We start from the raw sequence: 26,996 nt of genomic DNA on the forward strand, positions 1-26,996 counted from the left end.
ACAATCATAGGCATATTAGTTTTTACAAGGTTTAAGAGTGATTTTAATGGTGTCGTTTTGTGGGCTGGTATAGTCCATGTTGTTTATAAAGCGAATGCTGCTAAGTACCCCTTGCAGGTCGTTACCCTTAAAGCTGCCGCTTATGGTACTGCAGTTGTAATATGGCGAGTTAACACTTAGCGTTACGTTATACCTGCGGTGCAGTGTTTGCAATACCTGTTTAATATTGGCGTGGTCAAAGAAGATACGACCGTCTTTCCAAGCGAGATAGTTAGTAGTATTAACATTAGTGGTTTTAGTTAATGCCGCTTTCTCCGGATTATAAACCACCCGTTGCCCTTTGGTAATAATTTCTGAGGCATTTGATTTTTTGTCTGTAACTTTTACTTTTCCGGATACTACAGTAACCGCAGCTACATCTCCGCAATAGTTAGATACTATAAAGCGCGTTCCTAGTACTTGGGTTTTTAAATGGCGGGATGTAATTATAAAAGGGTGCGTGGTTTTATGCTCTACTTCAAAGTAAGCTTCGCCGGTTAGCGTTACCTCTCTCGATTCTTTATCAAACGCTACAGGGTATGTAAGGCTACTACCCGAATTAAGGTATACTACAGATGCATCTGGCAGGATTACTTTTTGCTGCTTGCCCAGCTGTGCCGAAACGGTTTTCATTTCGGCCTGGTGCTCCGTTGAATAAACTGAGTATAACAATCCTGCTGTTATTAATAACACGGCAGCAGCAGCCACCCTAAAGTATGGCCTTCGGTTGTTCTGCGCTATGCGCTTTTCTATTTTACTAAGTAGTAATGCGCCGGTTTGTGGTGTAAGCTCATCGGCAGCAAAAGTTTGCTGTTCGGCAAGGGCGTCAAAGAAAATATTTACCGCCTTTTCTTCCTTCGGCGTGGCGTTACCGGTGCTATATTTTTTAAAAATGTTTTTATGCATGTTACCCATGTGCTTTATATATAAATGAGCTTTGTTTATATATAAGTACCGCAAAAAGGCTATGCACCTACTGCAAAAATGAAACCTTACAATTTGTTAAAACACGTAACGTTGAGGTAACGTAAATCTTAGTTTGCGCAGGCAATAAGTAAAGCAAAAGCAAGGTTACCTATGTTTTCGCTACGGAGTATTTTAAGGGCTTTATTAATTTGGTTTTCTACCGTGCTGTTAGAAATCTCTAACAACAATGCAATATCGGCTATGCTCATTTGCTGGCTAAAACGCAGGGTAAATATTTGGTGGCACTTGGGCGGCAGCAGGCTTTCGGCAGCCTTGTACACTTCTTCAACCAGTTCTTCACTGGGTATTGCTGCAGTTTCTTCTTCATCGGCAAGTAAAAAAGACTGCGCCAGCAGTTCAAGTTCTACAGTGGTTAGGCTTTTACTGGCAAATTTTTTGGCGCACTGGTTTCTTACCGCCTGATACAGATAGGCTTTGTGGCTGGCAATTTCGGTATGTTCCATCCGTACCCAAAAATCGGTGAATATTTCCTGAAGAACGTCTTCGGCAGATTCTTTATTCTGAAGTATTTTTAATGCAAATACGTACAGGCCCCTCCAGTTTTCGGTGTATATGGTATTAAAAACCAACTTTTTGTTTAAAAAAGTATTCGTAGCCATTTTTAGCTTATCGGTTAAAAATATGACAAAGCTAAATCCGTGGTTTATTTTTCAGCAGAACAGAACGTAATGTTTTGGTTAAGTTTTAGCCGCAGTGGTGTTTGCTTATAAGCAGGTGAGGGTTAGGGGACAAGTAACATTAAAGTAAAAGAAATGCCGGCTATTTTACAGCCAGCATTTCTTTTTTAAGCTCGAAGTTCATTAATAACCCGTGTAGCCCTTCGAGATATTTATTGTAGTTAAGTGCATATCCTTTTTGGTACTGTGTTTTTTTTAGTGAGATGCCACCACCACAGCGCTCTATGTCTACCACCCGGTGCTGGTCATCAAGGTAAAAAGCAGTAGGGAAGCCCAGTGTATGTTTTAACGATGCTACAATAGGGGCATCATTTCGGTACGATTCATGTGCATAACATACAATTACGTTATGGCTAAACTTACCGGCCATTTTTTTCATTTCATGGCGCCTGTCCCAAAATACCACTACGTACTGCACCTCTTTACGGTACTTTTGTGCCAGTTTATTTATGGCAGGGATTTCGCCGGTTCCCGGTATGCACCACGATGCATAGGTGATAAGCACCACGGGCTTGGTAATTTTTTCCAGCTTAAACTTGCCGCCGTGTACTTTTTTAAACTTAAACTCGTTGAAGTACGTGCCCTTTAGGCGGTTTTGCACCAGCGAATCAAACAGGTACTGTCCGCGCTCTGTATCGCCGGTGCGGTATGCAGTTTCCGACTCTTGTTTGTATTTGGCAAAATTGATGCGTATGGCATTAGAAAACTGCAAACTGTCTGCCTGGCTGTAGCCAAACAGCGGCAGTAAAAATAGAAGGTAATATGTAATTATTTGCTTCATAATATATACGGTGATTGGGGTACTATAAAATTACCTAATAAATGTATATAAAATTCAGCCTCAGTTACTTTTGCATATTTTAAGATGTTCATAATCAGTATGAATTTGAATATTTTTAAGTGTATGCACGAAAACCTTGTAGAAATGTTAAAATGTTAAATTGTAATGATGCTAATATCTAAAAATTGATTACAAAAAATTGATTTTACTGAACCAGTGTATTTTGTATTATGTGTAATAAAGTAGTATATAAAATACAATTCGTTAACTATTTACCTGATTTTATTGCCTTTTGTTTGTGATTAAAATAACACATTTTACTTATTTAGTAGGAAATTTAATCGTATTTTGATTGTTTTGTTAAAAGTTTGTTCGAATTCAGTTGGGGTTTTTTAATGGGGAGAAGTTATAGCCGTACTACTTATTATTTACCCTGTTGTTGTATTTGTATTTCACGGAAGCCACTTTGTAAGGGTAATAGTGTAGTACGGGCTACATCAAATACATATCGGTTACAAAATGTGTTTTCAGTTTTAGTTATAACGTTTGGTCTTATCAATGTTACTGTGTCGTGGCTTATTTGGTAATCTCCTGTATAAACCTCACCAAAGTCTACATGTATAACACGTGCCTCAAATGTTCCGTTATTAAATAATATAAGTTCTCCGTCTTTGCTGTATTGTTCATAGTTAGTGGTTCCTACTAAGCGTACCGATGTCCAAAATTTACCGTAATCGGCTTCCGAAGTAATTAATGCAATAGTTAACGTAACGAAGAATACAACAGCAGTATACCAGCGGAAGCTTCCTTGTTTTTTAATAATACGGAAGATACTCTTACTTGCTGACATTAAAAACAGAAAAGTAAATATAGTACCGAACAAAAGTAGTAATACTACTTTTCCCATACCAAAATTATGGTCGCCTACAGGTATTAATAGCTTTATGATAAACAGTGCAAGACAGGTGTAGAGTATGTAGGCGAGTAAGCGAGTTTTCGAAATGGTAATCATTTTTGTGGATGGTTTTGGTTTTGCATGCGATAAAATAATTTATCCCTCAACAACCTCTTTTCCCTGCGAGGGCAGTTCAAACACCTCTAAGTCGAAATACCCCACAGCAGCTATAATATGGTCAAAAATATCCGCCATAATGTACTCGTGGTTTATCCAGCGTTTGTCTTTGGTAAACATATAAATTTCCAGCGGTATACCCTTATCTGTAGGCTGCAGGTGGCGGCACATTATGGTAAGTTCGCTGTTTACGCCCGGGTGGTTTTCTATGTAGCTGTTTATGTATTTACGAAACACGCCCAGGTTAGTAAGGTTACGCCCGTTTATGGCAAGCGATTTATCTACGTTGTTGTCTGTGTTGTATTTTTCTATATCGGCCTGCCTGTGGGTAAGGTATTCGGTAACCAGCTGTATTTTTTTCAGTCGTTCAATTTCGGGTTCGGTAATAAACTTAACGCTGTTCGCCTTAATCAGTATGTGGCGCTTTATACGCCTGCCACCCGAATTAAGCATACCGCGCCAGTTTTTAAACGAGTCGGAAATCAGGCTGTAGGTAGGTACCGTGGTAAAGGTATTGTCAAAGTTTTGTACGCGTACGGTAGCCAGGTTAATTTCGGTAACATAGCCGTCGGCACCAAATTTTTCAAATGTTATCCAGTCGCCTATGCGTACTATGTCGTTAACTGATATTTGTATGCTTGCCACAAAGCCCAGCAGCGTATCTTTAAAAATAAGGATAATTACTGCCGATACCGTACCCAGGGTACCCAGCAGGGCGCCAAACTGCACGTTAAACAAAATAAGCAGCATGGTAATGGCTGCAAAAATCCACAGCATTATCATTACTACCTGTATGTAGCTGTCTATGGGCTTGTCGTTATATCCGGGTTGCTGTTTCAGGTAATCGCGTAGCGATCGCATAACGCTGCCTATAATACGTATGGCGAGTAGCAGGGTAAGTATGGTAAAGCCTTTACTGAAAAGGTATTCCCAGTACACAAAACCCTCCAGGGCTAAAGGAACGGTGTTTTGTACCAGCAGCAAAGGTGCTATCCATGCGGTGCGTTTAGGCACACCGTTTAACACCAGAAAATCATCAAACGAAGTACTTGTACGCCTGGCCATAACTATGGCTACCCACTTAAAAGCGCGGCGTGCCACGTGGTAAAGTACTAACGATAGTAGTGCTATGCCAATCAGGTTTACGGCAAGGTTGCCATACACGGCAGCGCTCTGCGTAAAATGCAGCTTCCTTAGCAGATGATATGCCCAGCGGAATAAATCCATTAGTTGCTTTGCGGTGTTTTAAAGTATTTCCACTCTATGTAAAACGTACCAAATGGCACTACCGATGCCAGGGCTACAATTAAAAACTTTTTTATGGACCAGTTTTGTTGCACTTTTAGCAGAAACGCCAAAATTATATACGCTACAAACAGTAAGCCGTGCGCGGTACCTATGGGGTTTATCAGGCTGTCGTTTCCGTAAATGTATTTCATGGGCATGGCTACAAAAAACAGACCCAGTAACGAAAGCCCTTCCAGTGTGGCTATTAGCTTAAAAAATTTTGTCATGATGTACGTCGTTAATTTTAGCAAAGGTAGGTAAGGACACTGGTATTAAGAAGCCCAAACCATTAGTTATACTGTTAAATCTTTTGTCCGTTTATTATTACGGTATCTATAAGGTTAGAGCCAAATGCATACGGTAGTTCGTAAAACGAGTTAAGCGGTTTGGTAATAATTACACTTGCTTTTTTGCCTACCGTAATGCTACCATGCGTGCTGCTTAGCCCCATAGCATAAGCGCCGTTTATAGTGGCGGCATTTATAGCTTCTTCCGGGGTCATTTTCATTTTTATGCAGGCGGTGGCTACAACCAGGTTCATGTTGCCGCTGGGTGTAGTGCCGGGGTTATAGTCGGTAGCCAGTGCCAGGGGTAGCCCTGCGTTAAGCAGCTTCCTTGCCGGGGTATACGGTATACTTATAAAAAACGAACAAGTAGGTAAAGCCACAGGCATGGTACGGCTGTTTTTAAGGGCTTCAATATCCGTATCGCTTACAATTTCAAGGTGGTCTACGCTTAGGGCGTTGTGCTTTACACAGGCGGCAATCCCCTCTATGGCTGTAAACTGGTTTACGTGGATTTTGGCCTCCAGACCGTATTGTTTTCCGGCCTCCATAATACGCTCCGTTTCGGCAACTGAGAAGTAACCCGTTTCGCAAAACGCATCTATATAGTCTGCTAATCCTTCACTTGCAATAGCCGGAAGCATCTCATTAATAATCAGGTCTATGTAAGCAGTGTGATTTTCTTTATATTCGGTTGGGAACGCATGTGCACCCAAGAACGTAGCCTTTATGGCAACAGGGTAATTTTCGCGCAGGCGTTTAATCACGCGCAGCATTTTAAGTTCGCCTTCAACTGTAAGCCCGTACCCCGACTTTATTTCAATGGCTCCTGTGCCCAGTTGCATAACTTCTTCCAGGCGCTTGCGGCTTTGTTCGTATAACTCGTCTTCATGGGTTTCATTAAGCCTTTTTGCCGAGTTTAAAATACCCCCGCCACGGTTGGCTATTTCCTCATAGCTAAGTCCGTTTATGCGGTCTACAAATTCCTGCTCGCGGTTACCGGCGTATACCAAATGGGTATGGCTGTCGCACCAGGTGGGTAGTACGGTTTTTCCGGTGGCATCTATTATTTCACCGCTAAAGTCGGCCGGGCAGGTTTCCATAGTACCGTAGCCGGTTATGGTACCGTTTTGCATCAGCAGCCAGGCGTTGTGCAGGGTGGGTAGTGTAGCCATTTCGCTGCCACTCACTTTTTCGGTGGGCGTATCCCTAACCTGTAATAGTTCTTTTATGTTGGTTATAAGTAAAGCCATGGTTTAAAGTTTTGGTAAAAATAACATCCCTTTTAAAAAACTCCTATATTTATGCTAAAGAAATACCGCACTTTTTGTGAAAAGGATAGAATACAGCAAAGTACGTAAGGTACAGCCCAATAACTTTGAATATAACGGCGAATATAAAGAAGATCCCGTGCAAATGCAGCTCTTTGTTTTTAATGAGGATGGCTACGAGGAGTATAAAAACGTAAACCTGGAACGGGTAGTGAAGGAGTGTTCCGACCCTAAACAAGAGCATGATATAAAGTGGCTTAACGTGCATGGGTTGCACGATGTAGAACTTATAAAACGTATAGGCGAACTTGTAAAAATAGAGCCGCTTATAGTGGGCGATATCCTTAACGTGCACCGGCGTACCCGTATAGAGGAACTGGGCGATGTACTGTTTTTTAGTGTAAAATCAGTATTGCCTGAAGAACAGGCAGGCATGGTGAAAACCGAACAGGTAAGCTTTTTGCTAAAGGGAAACACCATAATTTCGTTTCAGGAAAAACGGAGGGATTACTTTAGCCACATTCGCGAGCGCATACGTACCGGCACCGGTATTGTAAGGAAGAAGAAAAACGACTATCTGCTGTATCTTATGCTCGATGCCATTATGGAGAATTTCTTTATAACTATAGAAAGTTATGAAGAACGTATATCCATGCTAAACGACCAGGCTCGTGAAAATTACAAGGCTAATTTTATTGAAGGTATAGAACACGCCAAAGACAATCTTGTATTCTTAAAACGTGCCATAACGCCATTGCGCGAGGCATTACTGAGCCTTAAAAGTGTGCGCGATGAGGAGGAGTATGAAACCATTCGCAAATCTACCCACGTATATTTTGCACGCCTGCATCAAAAGTGCCTGGAATTGCTGGATCAAACCGATTACGACCTGGTATCGCTCGATAGTGCCAGTAACTTCCATTTTGCGGCTCAGGGGCAGCGTATGAATGAGATTATGAAAACCCTTACGGTGTTTTCGGTTATTTTTATGCCGCTTACGTTTATTGTAGGGGTGTATGGTATGAATTTTGACAACATGCCCGAACTGCATACCCATAACGGTTACTATATAGTGCTGGGCGTTATGTTGGTTACCATTATACTGATGGTAATTTATTTTAAGAAAAAAGACTGGTTTTAACGGTATGAATTTTATAAGCGATATTTCTAAAAAAGAGTTTCCGCAAAGCGAAAAGGTTTTGGCTAAACTGGTGCGGAAGCCAATTATTGAACTGATAAAGAGGGATAACCCTGATTTTGATGAAAACTGCCACCTTGCACTTAGTGAGCTAAACGACTACCGGGAGCGGTATATATCTGAGTTTTTGCAGCGGGAAGTAGGCCAGCTGGACGACCTTGAAAAAAGGGTGGTGCAGGCCATGCGCGATAAAAGCCTGGTAAGTGGCAACCCTGATGAAGATGAAGATAGTGCCAACCTAACCCTGGGGCAGCGCGTAGCTGATAAGGTGGCCGACTTTGGCGGAAGCTGGACGTTTATCATTTCGTTTGTGGTATTTCTGTTGGTGTGGATTTTTATTAATGCCTTTGTGTTCTTTAATAAAGGATTCGACCCTTACCCGTTTATACTTCTTAACCTTATATTGTCTTGTGTGGCTGCGTTACAGGCACCTGTGATTATGATGAGCCAGAACAGGCAGGAGGAAAAAGACCGCAGCCGCGCCAAAAACGACTATATGGTAAACCTTAAATCAGAACTGGAAATCAGGCTGCTGCACGAAAAACTGGATCACTTGATACTGCACCAGGAACAAACACTTATAGAGGTACAAAAAGTTCAGATAGATATGATGAACGATATACTGGCAAGGGTAGAGAAGAAGGAGGAATAAGAAAAGTGGACTTTTCAGCAAAGTAAAATTGAACGTTTCAACAAAATGCCAATTCCTTAATAGCCCGAAATTTGTATCATAATCTTTAAATAAAATATGATGCAAAAAGTATGGTTCATTACAGGAAGCTCGCGCGGTTTAGGAAAAAGCCTTACCGAAGCTGTGCTAAAAAGTGGTGATTTGGTGGCGGCTACAGCGCGTAATGTGAAACAATTAGAGGGCTTTGTAGCACAATACCCGGATCAGATATTGCCTATTCAACTGGATGTTACCGATTATGACAAAGTACATTTGGCGGTAGCCGAGGCCGTAAGCCATTTCGGCAAGATAGATGTTTTGGTAAACAACGCTGGGTTTGGAATTACCGGTGCTACCGAGGCATTTACTGACGAACAGGTGCGCAGCCAGCTTGAAACCAATTTGTACGCACCCATAGAAGTTACAAGGGCAGTACTGCCTTATATGCGTAAACAGCGCAGCGGGCGTATACTACAAATCAGTTCTATAGGCGGGCGCATGGGTACAGCTGGGGTAAGTATTTATCAGGCAGCTAAGTTCGGGTTAACAGGATTCACGGAATCATTGGCAAATGAAGTGGCTGAACTTGGTATAAAAGTTACTTCGGTAGAGCCGGGAGGTTTCCGTACCGACTGGGCAGGCAATAGTATGACCTATGCTCCACGTATAGAAGAGTATGCTACGGTTAACCAGCGTATGGACTTTTTTCAAAGCGGTACTTTTGTACCAGTGGGCGATCCTGATAAAGCTGCCAAAGTACTGTTAGACTTGGCTGTTCATACTAATCCTCCGGTGCATCTGGTGCTGGGCAGCGAAGCCATAGGTTTTCTTAAAAGTGCCGATGCATGGCGCGCTAAGGAAATGGAGGATTGGATGGATGTAAGCCTGAGTACAGACCATGATGACGCTGAAAATTTCCTGGAGACGGAAATGGGTAAAGCATATCTGAAAAAATAAATAGTTACAGCATTTTGCGGATTGCTTCTAACAAATAGTATAAAACTGTATGTTAGAAGCAATCTGTGAAGTGTTGGTACTACTAAAATGAATAACATGAATACTTCGGTAATAGACGGGATTATATACTCCTGCTATACGCGGCTGAGCCGTGAGGGAGAAAACTTTATACCCTTTCATGTATTTAATTACGTGGAGTCGGGCACGTTGCGGATTAACGATGGCAAAAATGAGTACGTGCTTAACGCAGGCGACAGCGGTTTTTATGTGCGTAACCAGCTGGCTAAGTTTTCTAAAATGCCCGGTGCCGATGGGTCTGAATATAAATCGCTTTCTATCCGTATTGATAGTAATGTGCTGCAAGGCATAAAGTTACAACATACCAATGCTTTACATAAACCTACTAATGATACGGCTGTTATAAAACTGGATCCCAATCCGTTATATGCGGGTTATGCGCAGTCGCTCATTGCTTACCTAAACAGTGGTGCGCCCATGACGGATGCGCTTAAGCAACTAAAAGTGAATGAAATAGCATTGTTACTATTACAGACAAAACCGGAGTTGGCCGGAATTTTACTGGATGTTAGCGAGCCGGGCAAGATAGACCTTAAGGATTTTATGCAGCGTAATTTCAGGTTTAACGTACCACTAGAGCGCTTTGCCTATCTAACCGGTAGAAGCCTGTCTACTTTTAAACGCGATTTCCAAAAACTCTTTGGTAGTACACCCAGCCGGTGGCTACAGCAAAAACGTCTTGAAGAAGCACTGTACAGAATTACTCAAAAAGGCGAAAAAGTATCCGATGTATACATAGAAGTAGGGTTTGAAAACCTTTCTCACTTTTCATTCGCCTTTAAAAAGGCTTTTGGTAAAGCGCCTACGCAGTTATTTTAATACACCTTATAAAAATACACAGTTTGAATCCGATGGGATTACAAAGCCAAAAAGCAGTTACTCCTCTAATAACAGTTGCATAAACAGTAAATCCAGCCATTTATCAAATTTATATGCTACTTCCTTTAAAACCCCGGCTTCGGTAAAACCAAATTTTTTATGGAATGCTATGCTGCCCGCGTTATCCGCATCAATACAGCCCACCATACAGTGGTAGCCTTCGCTACGGCACAGGTCTATAAGGTGGGAGAGGAGTATGCGCCCCACACCTTTACCATGCTGCCCTTCGTCCACGTACACAGAATGCTCTACAGTGGGTTTAAAACCGTCTTTAAACCTGAAGGTTCCATAGGTCGCAAAGCCGGTAGGGGTACCCTTTTGCTCTGCAATAATAACGGGCCAGTTACCGTGTAGTTTATCAGTAAACCACTGGTTTATTTCAGCTTCGGTTTTTGGCTGGTAATCATACAGAGCAGTGCTGTGCAGTATATTGTGGTTCATTACCTGCCTTATAAACGGCAGGTCGGCAATGGTGGCTTGTCTTACAGTTTGCATTATTTAGCTCTAGGTTTAATCAAAACATTCCATTAATAATAAATCGCCTTCGCTGTGCTCTATAACCACTATGCCATCTTTATCGGCCTCATTGCTGCTGCCGGTGCGATAGCCTATGGTAAGGGGTTCATTATGTAATGGGTATTTTAGGTTTTTAGTGGTTATGCCATCTACTTTTCCTATGGGTATCAGGGAAATAGGCGTGCCTGCCGGATACCATTTTTCAAATTTCTGCGGGAGCAAAAAAATCTTGCTGTGGTCGTCTAGCACTACTATTTTTAACTTGTCTCTAAAGCGTACAATGTTGGTAATGTTAGTTATGGTATGGTCAGCGCGCTTTCCGGTGGCCCAGATTACATTTACCGCAGGTATGTTGCGGGTAATCAGGTAATCAAATGCTTTTTCCAGGTCGGTTTTTTCCTGATCTGGTGTATGCACAATTTCCAACGGATATTGCTGTTCCAGGTATTTTTCCGGATTAAAGCCCCTATCAAAATCACCCAGGAGCACGTCTACCTTAATGCCCAGCTCCAGCACCCTATCCATGGCGCTGTCCAGCACTATAACCAGTGGCGACCATTCCAGCAACTGGCCCAGGAGTTCTTTAGAGCAGGCGGCTCCGTTGGCTATAATAAGTGCGGGCTCTTGGTCGTCGCGTACAATGTGGTGAGATGACATGCAGTTTACGTTTTTTACAAAGGTAGTAAGTAATATTTATATTTTACTGAAGGCAGTTGTGCAGTGAAGTGTAAAGGCTATATACGGCAGGTTTTTAAAAAAAGTGATATAATAAGCGGAAGAATATTTTTTAAATATTTGTTTTTCAGTAGTTTTTTATTTTTTATAGAATGACAGAAAACACAAAATCCGTTTGTTTTTTTCATTAAAAAACAAACGGATTGCGGAATATCTTTTTATGCTAAATTAATAGCTACGAATTTACTTACTGAATGGTGTACTGCTGACTGTCTACCTGCGTAACCCTAAAATACCCAAAAGGATAGTTTGCCTCGTTAGTGCGGTTTACCATATTTCCGCGCACGGTTGCCGGTGGCGTACTAAAGGGGCCTCCGCCACCGCCGCCTGATACTTCTATAAGTTTATCCATATAGTTTTTGTATCTTTTAGAGATTCCATATAGCTTAATACCAAGTGTTTGACCTGCTTTAAGGTCTTTATCGCTAAACAGGCTGAAGTCCAGGTTTCCCTGCGTAAACTGGTCGTCGCTGGCGCCATAAGCAGGATAAGGCAGCGTAGGAGAGTCAAAGCGGGTTAAATAGTAGTTGTCTTCCTCGCCGTTGTCCTGAAAATAGAAGCGTACCTCTGTTTCATCTCCTAAGAAACCGCCGTCGTTTATTTGTGTAATGTTCACAATATCAGGAACTTCATAAAGTGTTTCAGTACCAGTGTAGGTTTCGTTTTGGTATAATATGGTTAGGGTGTAGCTGCGCCCTATAGCAGGATCAAAATCAGTACACGTGTAAGTGCCTGTATTTGTGCTGTCTATAAAGTTGTAAACCGTTCCTGTATCATCGGTTACATATACGGTGGCGCCTGTGGCTGGCGGTACCGTATCTGAATAGTAACTGCTTGTGGTTGTTAGTTTTATAACCTGGTTACTGCCGTCTGTGCCTTTTGTCCAGTCCAGTGAGGCATCTATAACCAGCTTAGGTGCAGCGGTTTCAAGGTCTACGTGTACTACATCTTCACAAGAGGTAAACAGGGCTGCTGCCAGTATATATAGGTAGAATATCTTCTTCATTTTCAATGCTTTATTAAGTTAAAACTTAAAGTTGTATGTAACGCTTGGTATTATACCGAATATAGATAAACGGGTAGCTTCGTTAACTCCTGTGTCCTGGTTTTGGGCAAAGGTTATAGAGGCCGCATTTTTCCTGTTATAGAGGTTGTATATGCTGAATACCCATTCGCTTTGCCATTTTTTACCTTGTTGATTTTGAGGTGTTAAGGTTGCCGATACATCAAGGTGATGGTACGCAGGGAGCCTGTTTTCGTTACGCAGGCCATAGCTCGGTATGGTAATATCTCCGTAGTGATATTGCCCGTTAGGGTAGGTAACCGGCCTGCCACTTTGCAAGGTAAATATAGCCCCGAAACTCCATTTTTTACTCAGTTCGTAAGAGCTGGTTACCGCCAGGTTATGCAGCTTATCATAGCCTGTTTTGTACCATTTTCCGTTGTTTATACCTATTTCTTCAGCGGTACGCCCAGGAGTTTGCTGTTCTGAACGCGACAGCGTATACGATACCCATCCCGTAAGCCTGCCTTCGTTTTTACGTACCAGTAACTCAAGGCCATAGGCTCTCATGCGTCCGTTTAGTACTATTTGTTCTATGGCGTTGTTAGCAATAAGATCGGCACCGTCTATATAGTCCAGCCTGTTTTTTACTTTTTTGTAAAACACCTCTGTTTCAATAGAATACTTGTTGTCTTTTAAATTCCTGAAATACCCTGCAGACCACTGGTCTTGTAGTTGTGGTTTCAGGTAGTTGTCGCTTGGCGCCCACACATCAAGCGGGGTAGGAGAGGCCGTGTTGCTTATAAGATGCAGGTACTGTGCCATGCGGTTATAGCTGGCTTTTATAGATGCGTCATCATTAATCTGGTAAGACAGCGCGGCTCTGGGTTCCGGGTTGCTGAATGAAGCTATAGCATCGCCGCTTCCGTACTGCCTTGTGCCTGTGGGGGTTGCTTTTTCATAAATTTTCAGCTCAGGGTCATACGCTACAGGTTGGTTATTAGCGTAGGTATTTATTGTTTGGTTACCAAGCCTGTAGAAAAGGCTGTAGCGCAGGCCGTAACTTACCGTTAACTTGTCGGTTAGCTGATGTTCTGCATCAAGGTAAATGGCGGGTTCAAACGCGTATTTTTTGTCCAGTTGGTCTGCGTTAATGGCAGAACTGCTGCTGGTAGGAGTTATCTTGCCGGGGTTAAAGTCGTAATACAGCGCATTAACACCATAGGTTAGCTTCATTTTGTTAGACACGTAGTGCTTAAAGTCGTACTTAAAGTTAAAGTTCTTTATGCCGCTATCCCATTTAAACCCAATGAAATCAAGCGTAAGCCCGTAGTAGTAGTCGCTGTAAATAAAGCTCATGTTGCTAAACAGCTTATCGTTATACAGGTGATTCCAGCGCAGGTTCAATAGCGTGTTGCCATACGTGTTATCAAAATTACTGCTGATATTAAACAAGTCGCGCCCAAAGTACCCTGAAAGGTATAGGTTGTTGTTATCGTTTAGCTTGTAGCTCAGCTTGGTGTTAAGGTCGTAAAATGATGCCGAGTTGTCGTTATTGGCCAGTTTCAGAAACAGGTGCGCGTAGCTCGTACGTCCGCCTATAAGGAACGATCCGCGGTCTTTTACTATGGGGCCTTCCAGTAACAGCCTGCTCGAAATCAGGCCGATACCTCCGTTGGCGTGAAATTTTTCTTTATTACCTTCTTTTTGGTAAATATCCAGTACGCTGGCCACACGGCCTCCGTAACGGGCCGGTACGCCGCCTTTGTACAGTTTAAGGTCTTTAATAGCATCGGCATTAAAAACCGAAAAGAAACCGAAAAGATGCGACGAGTTAAACAGCGTAGCCTCATCAAGTAAGATAAGGTTTTGGTCGGCACCACCCCCGCGTACGTTAAAGCCAGATGAGCCTTCGCCTGCGTTAGTTACACCAGGTAGTTGTAGTATCGATTTTATAACGTCTACCTCTCCCAGTACTACCGGCATCTTTTTTATTTCTGCTACCGTAAGCTTATTAAGCCCCATTTGTGGTGTACGTACATCGGCACGGGGTTTGTCTGCATTAATTACCACTTCCTGCAGTTCGCTGGCACTACTTGTAAGGCTGTAGTTCTTTTTTACGTTTGTAGTAAGGTTAATGGTTTCTTCAATGGTACCAAAACTGACATAGCTAACCTGTAGCGTGTAGGTGCCCTTAGGAACAGAGAGCGAATAGAAACCATACTCATTTGTTGTAGTGCCTGCCTGTATTTCCTTAATATACACACTGGCGCCTATCAGGGTTTCGGTGGTTGCGGCATCGGTAATGGTACCACTCAGTGTAACTTTTTCCTGCGCAAACATCCCGAAGGATAAAAACAGAAAGAATATCCATAAATACTCTTTAAAGGGTTTTCTCATAACGTTTTTTTAGTGATTGACGATTTTTAACGATGGTTAGACGCTTTTTAGTGCCCTTTGTTACCGTAATTTACCAAAATTTAACAAGAAACTACATAGTATTTTTTCGTTTAGAAAGTCGTTGCCCATATAGGCACGCGAGTTCAATGCATAAAAAAACCGCCATAAAGGCGGTTGGTGTAAATATTAGCATTAATATCTTCTCATTTGTTGTACAGGCCCACGTTTAAGGTTAGCCTTCATCATGTTTATCTGGTCTTTCAGCATACCCTTACTGTCCAGTTTTTTGGCTTCTGCCAATAACTTTTCGGCTTCAACCTTCCTGTTTTTAGTTATGGCAATGCCTGCAAGCTGCAATTTCGCCATAGCCAGGTCTTCGGGCATGTTAAGGCCAAGTTCTACGGCACGGCGTAAGTATTTCTCTGCTGCATTAAGGTTGGTCTGGCTGGTTATAATGCCCTTAAGGTAGTTATAGTAGCCTTCCTGCTTAGGTACCAGCGCGCCTGCCGGGTCTTTAATTTTATTAAGAATCCTGTCGGCGCCTTCCATGTCCTGCTTCCTAAGTTTAAAGAACGCCATTATTATTACTTCGTTCTTAAAATAGGTAAGTACAACCAGTGCTGCTATAAGTATAAGAAAAATGCCGTTTCCTATGTTATTTTCGGTAAATTGCCACACGGCTATTGCCAGTATTGCTACTGCAAGCACCAGCTTTATATTTTTATTGAACATATTATATATAGTATGTTTAAATTTGCGGTTGCAAATGTAGCAAATTTGGTTTTAAATAATTTTTATAAAAGCACTTGTGAGAAAAAAAAACCTTTGTATATTTGCACTCGGTTTTGGAAAAAGGATTTCAAGTCCCGATTTAAAGATATTCATAAAGATTTAAAGATACAAAAGCAATGAGTAAGAGAACTTTTCAACCATCACAAAGAAAAAGAAGAAACAAGCACGGTTTTATGGAGAGAATGGCTTCAGCCAACGGTAGAAAAGTGCTTGCTCGCAGAAGGGCTAAAGGCCGTCACAAACTAACTGTGTCTAGCGAACCAAGACATAAGAAATAATGTTTGTATAAAACATACATAAAGGTGTTACTTATTTTTGGTAACGCCTTTTTTTATACCCTTTTGTGCCCTAAACTGCTTAAAACTTTATTGTTAAAGTAATTTTGGCAGTTACACTTAAGCTTATTATTACGTAATTTTGCACAGCCTCAGGCTAATACTAAACACAACACTACAACACACAATGCCAAAAGACAATTCCATTAAATCTGTACTGATTATAGGTTCGGGCCCCATTATCATAGGCCAGGCCTGCGAATTTGACTACTCGGGCTCACAGGCCGCACGTTCCCTAAAAGAGGAAGGGATAGAAGTTATACTGATTAACTCTAACCCGGCTACCATTATGACCGACCCTTCTATGGCCGATCATATATATCTGAAGCCGCTTAACACAAAATCAATCATAGAGATTTTAAAGGCTCACCCAAATATTGATGCCGTACTGCCTACCATGGGCGGGCAAACCGCACTTAACCTTTGCCTTGAGGCTGAAGATAAGGGGATATGGCAGGATTTTAACGTGCGCCTTATAGGGGTTGATGTAAATGCCATTAACGTTACCGAAGACCGTGAGCAGTTTAAACAACTGCTTGAGAAAATCGAGATACCTGCTGCACCGGCTAAAACGGCCAACTCTTTCCTTAAGGGTAAAGAAATTGCACAGGAGTTTGGCTTTCCGCTGGTAATACGCCCTTCGTTTACGCTTGGTGGTACAGGGGCTGCTTTTGTACATAAAAAAGAAGATTTTGATGAGCTGCTTACCCGTGGCCTTGAAGCTTCGCCAATACACGAAGTACTTATAGATAAAGCGCTTTTCGGCTGGAAAGAATACGAGCTGGAGCTGCTTAGGGATAAAAACGATAACGTAGTTATTATCTGTTCTATAGAAAACATGGATCCTATGGGTATCCATACCGGAGACAGTATTACCGTAGCGCCTGCCATGACGCTTAGCGATGCCACATTCCAGAAAATGAGGGATATGGCTATAAAAATGATGCGCAGCATAGGTAACTTTGCCGGAGGGTGTAACGTGCAGTTTGCCGTAAGCCCGGACGAAAAAGAAGACATTGTAGCCATAGAAATTAACCCCAGGGTATCGCGCTCGTCGGCGCTGGCTTCTAAAGCTACGGGCTACCCGATTGCTAAAATTGCCGCTAAACTGGCACTTGGCTACACGCTTGATGAACTGCAAAACCAGATTACCAAGTCTACATCGGCTTTGTTTGAGCCTACGCTTGACTATGTAATTGTAAAAATACCGCGTTGGAACTTTGACAAGTTTGAAGGTGCAGACCGTACCCTTGGCCTGCAAATGAAATCAGTAGGGGAGGTTATGGGTATAGGCCGCTCGTTTCAGGAGGCCCTGCATAAGGCTACACAATCGCTTGAAATTAAGCGTAATGGGCTGGGTGCAGATGGAAAAGGCTATACCAACTATGAGCAAATCATTGAAAAACTTACACATGCCAGCTGGGATCGTGTGTTTGTGATTTATGATGCCATACAAATGGGTATCCCATTAAGCCGTATTCACGAGATTACCCAGATAGATATGTGGTTCCTTAAGCAATACGAGGAGCTTTATCTTCTTGAAAAAGAGATTTCTAACTATACTATAGATACGCTTCCGAAAGATTTACTTCTTGAGGCGAAACAAAAAGGTTTCGCCGACAGGCAGCTGGCACATATGCTGGGCTGTAAAGAGAGCGAGGTATACAACAAGAGAGATGAGCTTGGTGTAAAACGTGTGTACAAGCTGGTAGATACCTGCGCTGCAGAGTTTACCGCTAAAACGCCGTACTACTACTCAACATTTGAGGCTGAAATAGAAAGGCCAGATGGTACCCGCTACGTACACAACGAAAGTGTAGTAACCGACAAGAAAAAAGTAATTGTTTTAGGCTCAGGGCCAAACCGTATAGGCCAGGGTATAGAGTTTGACTACTCGTGCGTACACGGTGTACTGGCTGCAGCCGAATGCGGTTACGAAACCATAATGATAAACTGTAACCCGGAAACGGTATCTACCGATTTTGATACGGCACACAAGCTGTACTTTGAACCGGTGTTCTGGGAACACATATACGACATCATCCGCCATGAAAAGCCTGAAGGTGTTATAGTGCAGCTTGGTGGGCAAACCGCCCTTAAGCTTGCCGAAAAACTGGATCGCTACGGCATAAAAATTATAGGCACCAGCTTTGACGCACTGGATCTTGCTGAAGACCGTGGCCGCTTCTCTGACCTGCTTACCGAACTGGAAATTCCTTTCCCAAGGTTTGGCGTGGCAGAAAGTGCCGAAGAAGCAAGCCAGCTTGCTGATACGCTTGATTTTCCGCTACTGGTAAGGCCAAGTTACGTATTGGGTGGCCAGGGAATGAAAATTGTAATCAACAAGCAGGAACTTGAGGAGCACGTTATAGACCTGCTTAAGAGCATACCTGGTAACAAGCTGCTTTTAGACCACTATCTTGATGGTGCCATAGAAGCCGAGGCTGATGCTATATGCGATGGCGAAGATGTATACATCATCGGTATCATGGAGCACATAGAGCCGTGTGGTGTACACAGTGGCGACAGTAATGCTACGCTGCCACCGTTTAACCTGGGCGAGTTTGTAATGCAGCAGATTAAAGACCATACCAAAAAAATAGCCCTTGCGCTAAAAACGGTAGGCCTTATAAACATACAGTTTGCCATTAAAGATGATACGGTATACATTATTGAAGCTAACCCAAGGGCAAGCCGTACTGTACCGTTTATTGCCAAGGCATACGGAGAGCCTTATGTAAACTTTGCAACCAAAGTGATGCTGGGCGAAAAGAAGCTGAAAGATTTTACATTTAACCCTCAGCTAAAAGGCTTTGCTATAAAGCAACCGGTGTTCTCGTTTAACAAGTTCCCGGGTGTTAATAAGAAACTTGGGCCTGAAATGAAGTCTACAGGAGAAAGCATCCTGTTTATAGACGACCTTAAAGATGACCAGTTCTACGAGCTGTACAGCCGCAGGAAAATGTACCTGAGCAAGTAATCTTTGTATCTTTTATATCTTTTGAATAGGAACGGAGCTGCCATTTTGGGTGGCTCCGTTTATTTTTTTGGTAACGGAAAATATATTTTGTTATAAATCAGTATGATGGCTAATGTGTATTTTGTTTACATTAAATTAACGTTATATTTGTTTAAACAGAATACCTTTCCATGAAACACAAACTACCTATCTCATTTAAGGCGTTATTGTTATTGCTGTTTTGCTGTACCGGGATAAAAACCCTTGCACAAAACGCCGTTAACTTTACCCAAAGTAACTTACCCATTGTAATTATCAGTACCGATGTTGACCCAAACACAGGGCAGCCTATGGAAATACCCGACGAGCCTAAGATTGCCGCCGGCATGAAAATAATTTACCATACCGATGGCACTACTAACTATGTTAGCGACCAAAACACATCGGGTTACCTTAACTATAACGGGCGTATTAAGATAGAAATACGTGGCTCGTCGTCTCAGGATTTGCCAAAAAAACAATACAGCTGGACGACCTACGAAAATGACAATACCACCAAGAAAAGCGTAAGTATAATGGGTATGCCGAAAGAAAAAGACTGGATACTAAACGGTTTGGCATTCGATCCATCGTTAATGCGGGATTATATAGCGTACAATCTTTCGCGTGCTATGGGGTATTACACCACACGCACACAGTACTGTGAGGTTATTATAAACGGGGTGTACAAAGGGCTCTACATAATACAGGAAAAGCTTAAAGACGACAGCAACCGCATAAACATACAAAAGATAGACGCAGCAGCGGCTTCGGGGGTGGCGCTTACGGGCGGTTACATTACGAAGGCAGATAAAACCACCGGGGGAGACCCTGTGGCGTGGACCATGTCATCGTACAACGGTACAACCGATTATATACACGAACTGCCTAAACCAGCAGACGTTACCGTAACGCAGAACAACTACATTTACCAGCAGTTTAACACGCTTTCGGGTACATCGCGAAGCAACAATACAGATCTTGCTACCGGTTATCCGTCGGTTATAGATATACCTACGTTTGTAGATTTTATGGTTATGAACGAGCTGGCTTCTAACGTAGACGGTTACCAGATAAGTACCTACTTCCATAAAGATATTGGCGGAAAACTCCGCGCTGGGCCTATATGGGATTTTAACCTTACGTTTGGCAACGACCTGTTTATGTATGGGTTAAACCGCAGCTTTACTGATGTGTGGCAATTTGATAATTGGGATAACACCGGGTCTAAATTCTGGTTGGACTTGTACAACAGCAGCACTTTCCGTTGTTACCTGTCGCGCCGCTGGCACCAGGTTACCGCGGCGGGAGGCCCGCTAAGTCATGCAGCTATTGAAACCCTAATAAACAATACCACAGCCCTTATAGGCGAAGCAGCCCAAAGGGAACAGCAGGCGTGGGGTACGGTACCTAACTGGCATGGCGAAGTGAACAACATGAAATCTTGGATACAAACCCGTATTTCATGGATTACTAACCATATAGGTAGTCATAGCGCGTGCGATAATCCTGTGTTGCCATCTTTGGTAATAAATGGTATTAGTTACCACCCGGCTACCGATAGCCAGTTTACCGTGTCTGAAGATTTAGAATTTATACGAATAAAAAATACCGGCACTACTACCGTAAACCTTACCGGGGTATACCTAAGGGAGCTTGGGGTGTCGTACCAGTTCCCTGCTAACAGTACCCTAGAGGCAGGAGCTGTGGCCTATATAGCGAATAATGCAGCGGTATTTCAGCAGCGTTTTGGTTTTGCGCCGTTCGGGGAGTTTCAGCGGGATTTATCAAACAACACACAAAACCTGGTACTTGCCGATGGTATGGGAGATGTTATAGATGCCGTGCAATACGACGATGAAGCCCCCTGGCCGGATGCCGATGGCAGTGGTTTTTACCTGAACTTAGCCGATACCACCCTTGACAACAGCCTGGGGCAAAACTGGTCACTTGAAGCAGAATCGGCACTTGCCACGGCTAACTTTGCGAAAGGGCAGGGCATAGTGCTGTACCCTAACCCGGCGGGGAGCCAACTTAACATAAAGAGCACTGCTGTTATAGAAAGCGTTAGCGTATACGATGTTTTTGGCAAGTTATTGCTGCAAACCGCTCCAAAGCAGTTAACAAGCACACTGGATTTAAGTAATATAGCCTCGGGGATTTACATGGTAAAGGTAACAACAGCTAACGGTGCTTTTACCCAAAAGATACTACACAACTAATTTTGCATTGTGTTATAAAGTAAAGGCTGCCCTCGGGCAGCCTTTTGTATTAATTTAAACTTGGGTCTTTTTTGTAAACCATGTGTAAAACAAAAGGCTTCCATCCGTCAGCAGTTATAAATTCCCTGCTCATTATCAGGTGTAGGGTATCATTGTTATAACTAATGGTTTGCAATGTTCCTCGTTCCTGTTCTAAATTATCAGGACGTTTGGTAATGGTAACAGCGCCATTTGATTTGCTTACATCTAAGTAGTAGCCTGTAGATGCTGTGGCAAAACACGGTTCAGCAGGATATACTTCAGGCAGGCTATATACAGGTACATTATAACTTACTCGTGTATAATAGTTGTTTGTTATTTCTGCTGTAAGAAACTCAAAGGGCCACACAGCCATACATATTTCCTGCGTAAGGTCGGTATTATAGGTGCCGTTAAGGTCTATGTCTACAGGCTCATCAGTATAAATTTTTGATAACCTGTAACGCCCGGTCATTTCTTGAAGATAGTGATTGGTATTATCGGGCTTGTCGCTACTGCAGGATATACATACAGCTAGCCCCGCAGCAATGGCTGCTAAACTGAAAATTTTCATTATTGGGATATATTGGTTTAGCGGTAAAAATATAATATTCCGAGTGTAAACCCTTATCGGATAATGTTAAATGTGAAGATTACGGCTCGTTTTTTCAATACCTGATACGCATATACACGTCCCTCTGTGAGCTGTAATTGTTTGATAATATCTGATTACGGCATTTAGCTCTTTTTGCTGATTGTAAATCGGGTCAATCGTGTCTATTTGAGTAAACCCCGTAGGGGTGTAATATTTTTAGCAAATGATTAGTCAAGTGTAACATTAGCTCCGGAAGAGCGATATATCTTTATGATTATATGCCGTTCCTATGGAACTCGTTGGTAATTGGACTGTTTATTCTACAATTATACCGCTCCGATGGAGCTTGTAAAGTGTTTTGAAGAATTTAAAATGAATGCTTATATTATATAGCTGGGTGCGGATTGCAAATCCGCGCTATCGGGAGGGCGTTAACAAACGAAAAAACTGTAAATTTGCTTCAATGGGTTTACAAAATCAGTCTACTGGGGGGAAGATTAAATCAGCTATTTTTACTTTTTCGTTGTTTTATTACTAATTTTTGTTATTCGGATATCTTCAATTAGATTTGGTACCGGAAAGGGGCTATTGTCTGTGTAAGTTGTTTCAATTATATCACTTTTATTTATAATTAATGTTGACTTATGTTTTGAATCATAGATAAAGAAATTTGAATTAGTTTCTCCAATCTTTTTCAATGTGATTCCATTAATTTTAAATTCATGAGCATCCGTTTTTATTGACATTCTATCATTATTATCATACTTAAATTTAACTTCATTTGCATGGTAGCAGGCATAGCTTTGTATTAACTGATAGGAGAATAGTAAAATCAAAGTAATTAGCATATAAGATTGATATTTTTTTTGGCTTTTTGCTAATTTCTGTGAACAAAATGCATCATATAGCAGTGAAATAATTAAGTATGATACTATTAGGTAACTGTATTCAGGCCTTAAGAATTTAATTGTGCAGTATAAAGCGAGGATAATAAAATATCTTATCTGTTTTGAAATTTCTAAGTTCAGTTTCTTACCAAACATTTCATTTAAAATATATACCAATCCTGTCGATATCAAGAAAAATATCATTTCAGTTATAAATATAATAATTGATAATGAAATTATTTGACTTAATGCGACAAATGTTAAGTCAGTTAAATTTAAATAATATACAATTGAGATATTGAAAAAGTTGTAATAATTTGTTAGATATATATATCCATAAACGTACAGTAGAAGTGTGACAATAGGTAGAAAATCTTTAAATTTTTCAATGGCATTTTTAACAACAGTCTCGGATTGAGATTTACTTTCTTTCTTCAATTGCAATTTTCCTAAGTATATCCTGTTGGCTTTAAAATTAGGGTTCATATTAAATTTGTTTAATAAGATTACAAAAAACCAACAAATAGTGGTTCGTTCAAATATACCAAAAAAAACGCCCCCATTCCTGGAGGCGTCTTTCATCTATTATCGTACGTCTTTCAGTCTCTTCCGAATTAACGAATAAACAAATCCACAAATTAACGTTGTTCTATCCAAAGGCGTGCATTCACAAACGCTTCGTGCCAAGGCGTTACTTCATCCTGGCGGCCTTCCGGGTAGTACGCCCAGTTCCACTGGAACATAGAGCGCTCTATGTGCGGCATCATAACCAGGTGGCGGCCGTCGTTGCTTGCCATCATGGCTACGTTATACGCCGAACCGTTAGGGTTAGCAGGGTAGCCCTCGTAAGCATACTTGGCTACTACATTGTACTGGTCTTCGCTGTACGGCAGGCTGAATTTACCTTCGCCGTGGCTTATCCATACACCCAGTGTGCTGCCCGCAAGCGTGCTAAGCATTACCGATGTGTTTTCCTGTACCGTAACCGATGTAAAGCCGCTTTCGTGCTTGTGGCTGTCGTTGTGCAGCATCTTCGGTTTGTTTTCGTGGTCAGGGTTAATCAGGCCAAGTTCTATAAACAGCTGGCAACCGTTACATATACCTACCGATAGGGTGTCTTCGCGCTTAAAGAAGTTTTCAAGGGCGGTTTTAGCCTTCTCGTTATACAAAAACGCACCTGCCCAGCCCTTAGCCGAACCCAGTACATCTGAGTTAGAGAAACCACCCACAGCACCTATAAACTGTATATCCTCCAGAGTCTCACGACCACTGATAAGGTCGGTCATGTGTACGTCTTTTACATCAAAGCCTGCAAGGTACATGGCGTTTGCCATTTCGCGTTCTGAGTTACTACCCTTTTCGCGGATAATGGCTGCCTTTGGCCTTGGTTTGCTGCTGTCTATGGCAACTTTCTTACCGGTAAACTGCGCCGGGAAGTTGTAGCTAAGCGGTTGTACTTTATAGTTGTTATAACGCTCAGTCGCTTTTTCATTAGCCGTTTGTTTACGGTCTAGCAGGTACGATGTTTTGTACCATGTATCGCGGGTTTCGGCAATGTTAAAGGTAAGCTCGGCGGCACCGTTTTTCACAGTAACTACAGTACCTTCCTTCACTTCACCTATCTTGGTAAAGTTAACGCCATTAGCGGCAAGCTGTGCTTCAATTGAGGCATCTGCCTGGATAACAAGGCCTATGTTTTCAGCAAATAGTACTTTTACTGTATCTGCCTCCTCAAGGTTGGTAAGGTCATACGCCGCGCCAAGGTTTACTTCGGCAAAGCTCATTTCCAGCAGGGTGGTAATAAGGCCACCGCTTCCTATATCGTGACCGGCAGCGATTTTGCCGTTCTGTATTAAATCCTGAATGGTGTTGAAAGCCGACTTAAAGTTGGCAGCATCTGTAATTGTTGGTACTTCGTTACCTACTTTGTTTAGTATCTGTGCAAAAGAAGATCCACCCAGTTTAAAGCTGTCGTTGCTCAGGTTAATGTAGTAGATGCTGCCACCGTTACGTTTTAAAACCGGTTCTACCACTTTAGTAATATCATTACAGTTACCTGCAGCCGAAATAATCACAGTACCCGGAGCAATTACATCGCCATCAGGGTATTTCTGCTTCATAGAAAGCGAGTCCTTACCTGTAGGTATGTTGATGCCCAGCTCGATAGCAAAATCCGAACACGCTTCCACAGCCTCATAAAGCCTTGCATCTTCGCCTTCGTTTTTACACGCCCACATCCAGTTAGCTGAAAGCGATACACTTTTAAGGCCATCCTTAAGCGGAGCAAAAACGATGTTAGAAAGTGATTCTGCAATAGCAGTACGGCTTGCCGCAGCTGGGTCTACCAGTGCCGATACCGGCGAGTGACCTATTGTCGTTGCAATACCTTCCTTACCCGCAAAGTCAAGTGCCATAACACCCACGTTGTTCAGCGGAAGTTGGATTGGCCCTGCACATTGCTGCTTGGCTACGCGTCCGCCTACACAGCGGTCTACCTTATTGGTAAGCCAGTCTTTACAGGCCACAGCCTCAAGCTGAAGCACCTGGTTAAGGTAGGTGTGTATGTTTTCCTGGGTATATTCAAGGTCGCTGTAATTAGCAGCAACGGTTTTATCTGTCATTATGGTTTTTGGCGATGAGCCAAACATATCCTCAAGGGCAAAGTCCATAGGCTTGGCACCTGTGGTAGCACTCTTAAAGGTAAAGCGATGGTCTCCGGTAACGTCGCCTACGGTGTACATAGGGCTGCGCTCGCGGTCGGCTATGCGTTGCAGGGTGTCAATGTCTTTTTGGCCAATAACAAGCCCCATACGCTCCTGGCTTTCGTTGCCAATGATTTCTTTGGCAGAAAGGGTAGGGTCGCCTACAGGCAGTTTATCAAGGTCTATAAGTCCGCCGGTTTCTTCCACAAGCTCAGAAAGGCAGTTTAGGTGTCCGCCCGCACCGTGGTCGTGGATAGACACTATAGGGTTGGTATCGCTTTCTACCAAACCGCGAACGGCATTGGCAGCACGTTTCTGCATTTCAGGGTTGCTACGTTGTACGGCATTAAGCTCAATACCCGAAGCAAACGCACCCGTATCGGCGCTGGATACCGCAGCACCACCCATACCTATACGGTAGTTTTCACCCCCAAGTATAACTACTTTATCGCCTTGCTGTGGCTTTTGTTTTTTGCTCTGGCTTTCTTTACCGTAACCTATACCGCCGGCAAGCATAATCACTTTATCAAAACCAAGCTTGCGATTAGCTTCCTCATGTTCAAACGTAAGTACCGATCCTGTAATCAGCGGCTGCCCGAATTTGTTACCAAAGTCAGACGCCCCGTTTGATGCTTTTATAAGGATATCCATAGGGGTTTGGTACAGCCATTTGCGTTCTGCCATACCGTTTTCCCAAGGCCTGTTTTCTTCTAACCTTGAATATGCTGTCATGTACACAGCCGTACCCGCAAGAGGGAGCGAACCCTGACCTCCGGCAAGCCTGTCGCGAATTTCACCGCCACTGCCCGTTGCAGCGCCGTTAAACGGTTCTACCGTAGTAGGGAAATTGTGCGTTTCGGCTTTAATAGAAATTACCGAATCAAATTCCTTGATTTCGTAGAAATCAGGTTTGTCAGCGCTCTTAGGGGCAAACTGCTGTACGCGTGGGCCTTTTATAAACGCTACGTTGTCTTTGTATGCCGAAACAATATCGTTAGGGTTTTCCTGACTTGTTTTTTTAATCAGTTTAAAAAGTGACGACGGTTTTTCTTCGCCATCAATAACAAACGTACCGTTGAATATTTTGTGACGGCAGTGCTCTGAGTTTACCTGGCTAAAGCCGAATACTTCGCTGTCAGTCAGTTTCCTGCCCAGTTTTGTAGAAAGGTTGTTCAGGTAGTCTACTTCCTCACTACTAAGCGACAGCCCTTCTTTTTCGTTATAGGCGGCTATGTCGTCTATCTCCAGGATGGGCTCCGGTTGTATGTTTATGGTGTATATGTCTTGCGTAAGCGCGTTGTATTTTTGAGAAAGCATCGGGTCGAATTTAGCCTCAGCTTCTTCTACCTTAAAAAATTCCTCAATACGTACAATGCCTTCAATACCCATGTTTTGGGTAATTTCTACGGCGTTAGTACTCCATGGGGTAATCATGGTGGCACGGGGACCAACAAAAAAATCCGTAAGTACGGATTTTTCTATTTTATGTGCGTCGCCAAAAAGCCAGTTAAGTTTTGCTATGTCTTCAGCCGAAAGCTCGTTTTGCGCCTGTACCGCAAAAACCGTATTGGTCTGGTTTCCGAAGAAATGAATCATAAATAGTGTGTTGTTGT

22 protein-coding genes are annotated in these 26,996 nt (G+C 42.5%); 7 read left to right on the forward strand and 15 right to left on the reverse strand.

The window, feature by feature from the left end; genetic code table 11:
* Positions 1–15 precede the first annotated feature (15 nt).
* From ACLI08_RS08410 to hutI, 7 genes are all read right to left on the reverse strand, one after another.
* Positions 16–945 carry a FecR family protein gene (locus ACLI08_RS08410; protein WP_411428036.1) on the reverse strand — a complete coding sequence of 310 codons (930 nt, stop codon included), beginning with the start codon at positions 943–945 and terminating at the stop codon, positions 16–18.
* 128 nt (positions 946–1,073) lie between these two features.
* The gene (locus tag ACLI08_RS08415) at positions 1,074–1,625 is read right to left on the reverse strand and encodes a sigma-70 family RNA polymerase sigma factor (RefSeq protein WP_411428037.1); all 552 of its coding nucleotides are present in this window, start codon (positions 1,623–1,625) and stop codon (positions 1,074–1,076) included.
* Between the two features lie 160 nt (positions 1,626–1,785).
* The gene (locus ACLI08_RS08420) at positions 1,786–2,484 is read right to left on the reverse strand and encodes a TlpA family protein disulfide reductase (RefSeq protein WP_411428038.1); all 699 of its coding nucleotides are present in this window, start codon (positions 2,482–2,484) and stop codon (positions 1,786–1,788) included.
* A 424-nt stretch (positions 2,485–2,908) separates the two neighbouring features.
* Entirely contained in the window at positions 2,909–3,496 is a 588-nt protein-coding gene (locus tag ACLI08_RS08425) for a hypothetical protein (RefSeq protein WP_411428039.1), read from the reverse strand.
* 39 nt (positions 3,497–3,535) lie between these two features.
* The gene (locus ACLI08_RS08430; protein ID WP_411428040.1) at positions 3,536–4,783 is read right to left on the reverse strand and encodes a mechanosensitive ion channel family protein; all 1,248 of its coding nucleotides are present in this window, start codon (positions 4,781–4,783) and stop codon (positions 3,536–3,538) included.
* Positions 4,783–5,070, reverse strand: coding sequence for a DUF3817 domain-containing protein (locus ACLI08_RS08435; protein WP_411428041.1), 288 nt, complete (start codon positions 5,068–5,070; stop codon positions 4,783–4,785). Before ACLI08_RS08435 ends, ACLI08_RS08430 begins: the two co-directional genes overlap by 1 nt.
* 74 nt (positions 5,071–5,144) lie before the next feature.
* Positions 5,145–6,380, reverse strand: a complete 1,236-nt coding sequence (gene hutI, locus ACLI08_RS08440; protein ID WP_411428042.1) for an imidazolonepropionase — start codon at positions 6,378–6,380, stop codon at positions 5,145–5,147.
* A gap of 76 nt (positions 6,381–6,456) precedes the next feature.
* Between hutI and corA the strand changes: the two genes are divergently transcribed.
* The 4 genes from corA (at position 6,457) to ACLI08_RS08460 (ending at position 10,120) form a co-directional block, all read left to right on the forward strand.
* Entirely contained in the window at positions 6,457–7,539 is a 1,083-nt protein-coding gene (corA, locus tag ACLI08_RS08445) for a magnesium/cobalt transporter CorA (protein WP_411428043.1), read from the forward strand.
* A gap of 4 nt (positions 7,540–7,543) precedes the next feature.
* Positions 7,544–8,248, forward strand: a complete 705-nt coding sequence (locus ACLI08_RS08450) for a DUF1003 domain-containing protein (protein WP_411428044.1) — start codon at positions 7,544–7,546, stop codon at positions 8,246–8,248.
* 96 nt (positions 8,249–8,344) lie between these two features.
* A complete protein-coding gene (locus ACLI08_RS08455) occupies positions 8,345–9,223 on the forward strand; it encodes an oxidoreductase (RefSeq protein ID WP_411428045.1) in 879 nt (292 codons plus the stop codon).
* A gap of 96 nt (positions 9,224–9,319) precedes the next feature.
* Complete coding sequence (locus ACLI08_RS08460; protein ID WP_411428046.1) at positions 9,320–10,120, forward strand: AraC family transcriptional regulator; 801 nt, start codon at positions 9,320–9,322, stop codon at positions 10,118–10,120.
* Between the two features lie 57 nt (positions 10,121–10,177).
* Here ACLI08_RS08460 and ACLI08_RS08465 read toward each other — a convergent pair whose 3' ends face one another.
* From ACLI08_RS08465 to ACLI08_RS08485, 5 genes are all read right to left on the reverse strand, one after another.
* Entirely contained in the window at positions 10,178–10,675 is a 498-nt protein-coding gene (locus ACLI08_RS08465; RefSeq protein WP_411428047.1) for an N-acetyltransferase family protein, read from the reverse strand.
* A gap of 15 nt (positions 10,676–10,690) precedes the next feature.
* A complete protein-coding gene (locus ACLI08_RS08470) occupies positions 10,691–11,353 on the reverse strand; it encodes a thiamine diphosphokinase (protein WP_411428048.1) in 663 nt (220 codons plus the stop codon).
* 265 nt (positions 11,354–11,618) lie between these two features.
* Positions 11,619–12,437, reverse strand: a complete 819-nt coding sequence (locus ACLI08_RS08475) for a DUF4249 domain-containing protein (protein WP_411428049.1) — start codon at positions 12,435–12,437, stop codon at positions 11,619–11,621.
* An 18-nt stretch (positions 12,438–12,455) separates the two neighbouring features.
* A complete protein-coding gene (locus ACLI08_RS08480) occupies positions 12,456–14,834 on the reverse strand; it encodes a TonB-dependent receptor (RefSeq protein ID WP_411428050.1) in 2,379 nt (792 codons plus the stop codon).
* A gap of 192 nt (positions 14,835–15,026) precedes the next feature.
* Positions 15,027–15,566: a DUF2892 domain-containing protein gene (locus tag ACLI08_RS08485; RefSeq protein WP_411428051.1), complete on the reverse strand. Its 540-nt coding sequence runs from the start codon at positions 15,564–15,566 to the stop codon at positions 15,027–15,029.
* 176 nt (positions 15,567–15,742) lie between these two features.
* Here ACLI08_RS08485 and rpmH point away from each other — a divergent pair, with 176 nt between their 5' ends.
* The 3 genes from rpmH to ACLI08_RS08500 all read left to right on the forward strand — a co-directional run bounded on the left by rpmH (position 15,743) and on the right by ACLI08_RS08500 (position 21,181).
* Entirely contained in the window at positions 15,743–15,904 is a 162-nt protein-coding gene (gene rpmH / locus ACLI08_RS08490; RefSeq protein ID WP_411407396.1) for a 50S ribosomal protein L34, read from the forward strand.
* A gap of 184 nt (positions 15,905–16,088) precedes the next feature.
* A complete protein-coding gene (carB, locus tag ACLI08_RS08495) occupies positions 16,089–18,941 on the forward strand; it encodes a carbamoyl-phosphate synthase large subunit (protein ID WP_411428052.1) in 2,853 nt (950 codons plus the stop codon).
* Positions 18,942–19,111: 170 nt separating this feature from the next.
* Entirely contained in the window at positions 19,112–21,181 is a 2,070-nt protein-coding gene (locus ACLI08_RS08500; protein WP_411428053.1) for a CotH kinase family protein, read from the forward strand.
* Positions 21,182–21,230: 49 nt separating this feature from the next.
* Here the strand turns inward: ACLI08_RS08500 and ACLI08_RS08505 are convergent, their stop codons facing one another.
* The 3 genes from ACLI08_RS08505 to purL all read right to left on the reverse strand — a co-directional run bounded on the left by ACLI08_RS08505 (position 21,231) and on the right by purL (position 26,979).
* On the reverse strand, positions 21,231–21,773 hold the full coding sequence (locus tag ACLI08_RS08505) for a hypothetical protein (protein ID WP_411428054.1): 543 nt from the start codon (positions 21,771–21,773) through the stop codon (positions 21,231–21,233).
* A 533-nt stretch (positions 21,774–22,306) separates the two neighbouring features.
* Complete coding sequence (locus ACLI08_RS08510; protein ID WP_411428055.1) at positions 22,307–23,167, reverse strand: hypothetical protein; 861 nt, start codon at positions 23,165–23,167, stop codon at positions 22,307–22,309.
* Between the two features lie 152 nt (positions 23,168–23,319).
* The gene (gene purL / locus ACLI08_RS08515; protein WP_411428056.1) at positions 23,320–26,979 is read right to left on the reverse strand and encodes a phosphoribosylformylglycinamidine synthase; all 3,660 of its coding nucleotides are present in this window, start codon (positions 26,977–26,979) and stop codon (positions 23,320–23,322) included.
* Positions 26,980–26,996 lie beyond the last annotated feature (17 nt).

This window comes from Flavobacterium sp. RNTU_13 (genome assembly GCF_046614455.1).
GTDB lineage: Bacteria > Bacteroidota > Bacteroidia > Flavobacteriales > Flavobacteriaceae > Flavobacterium.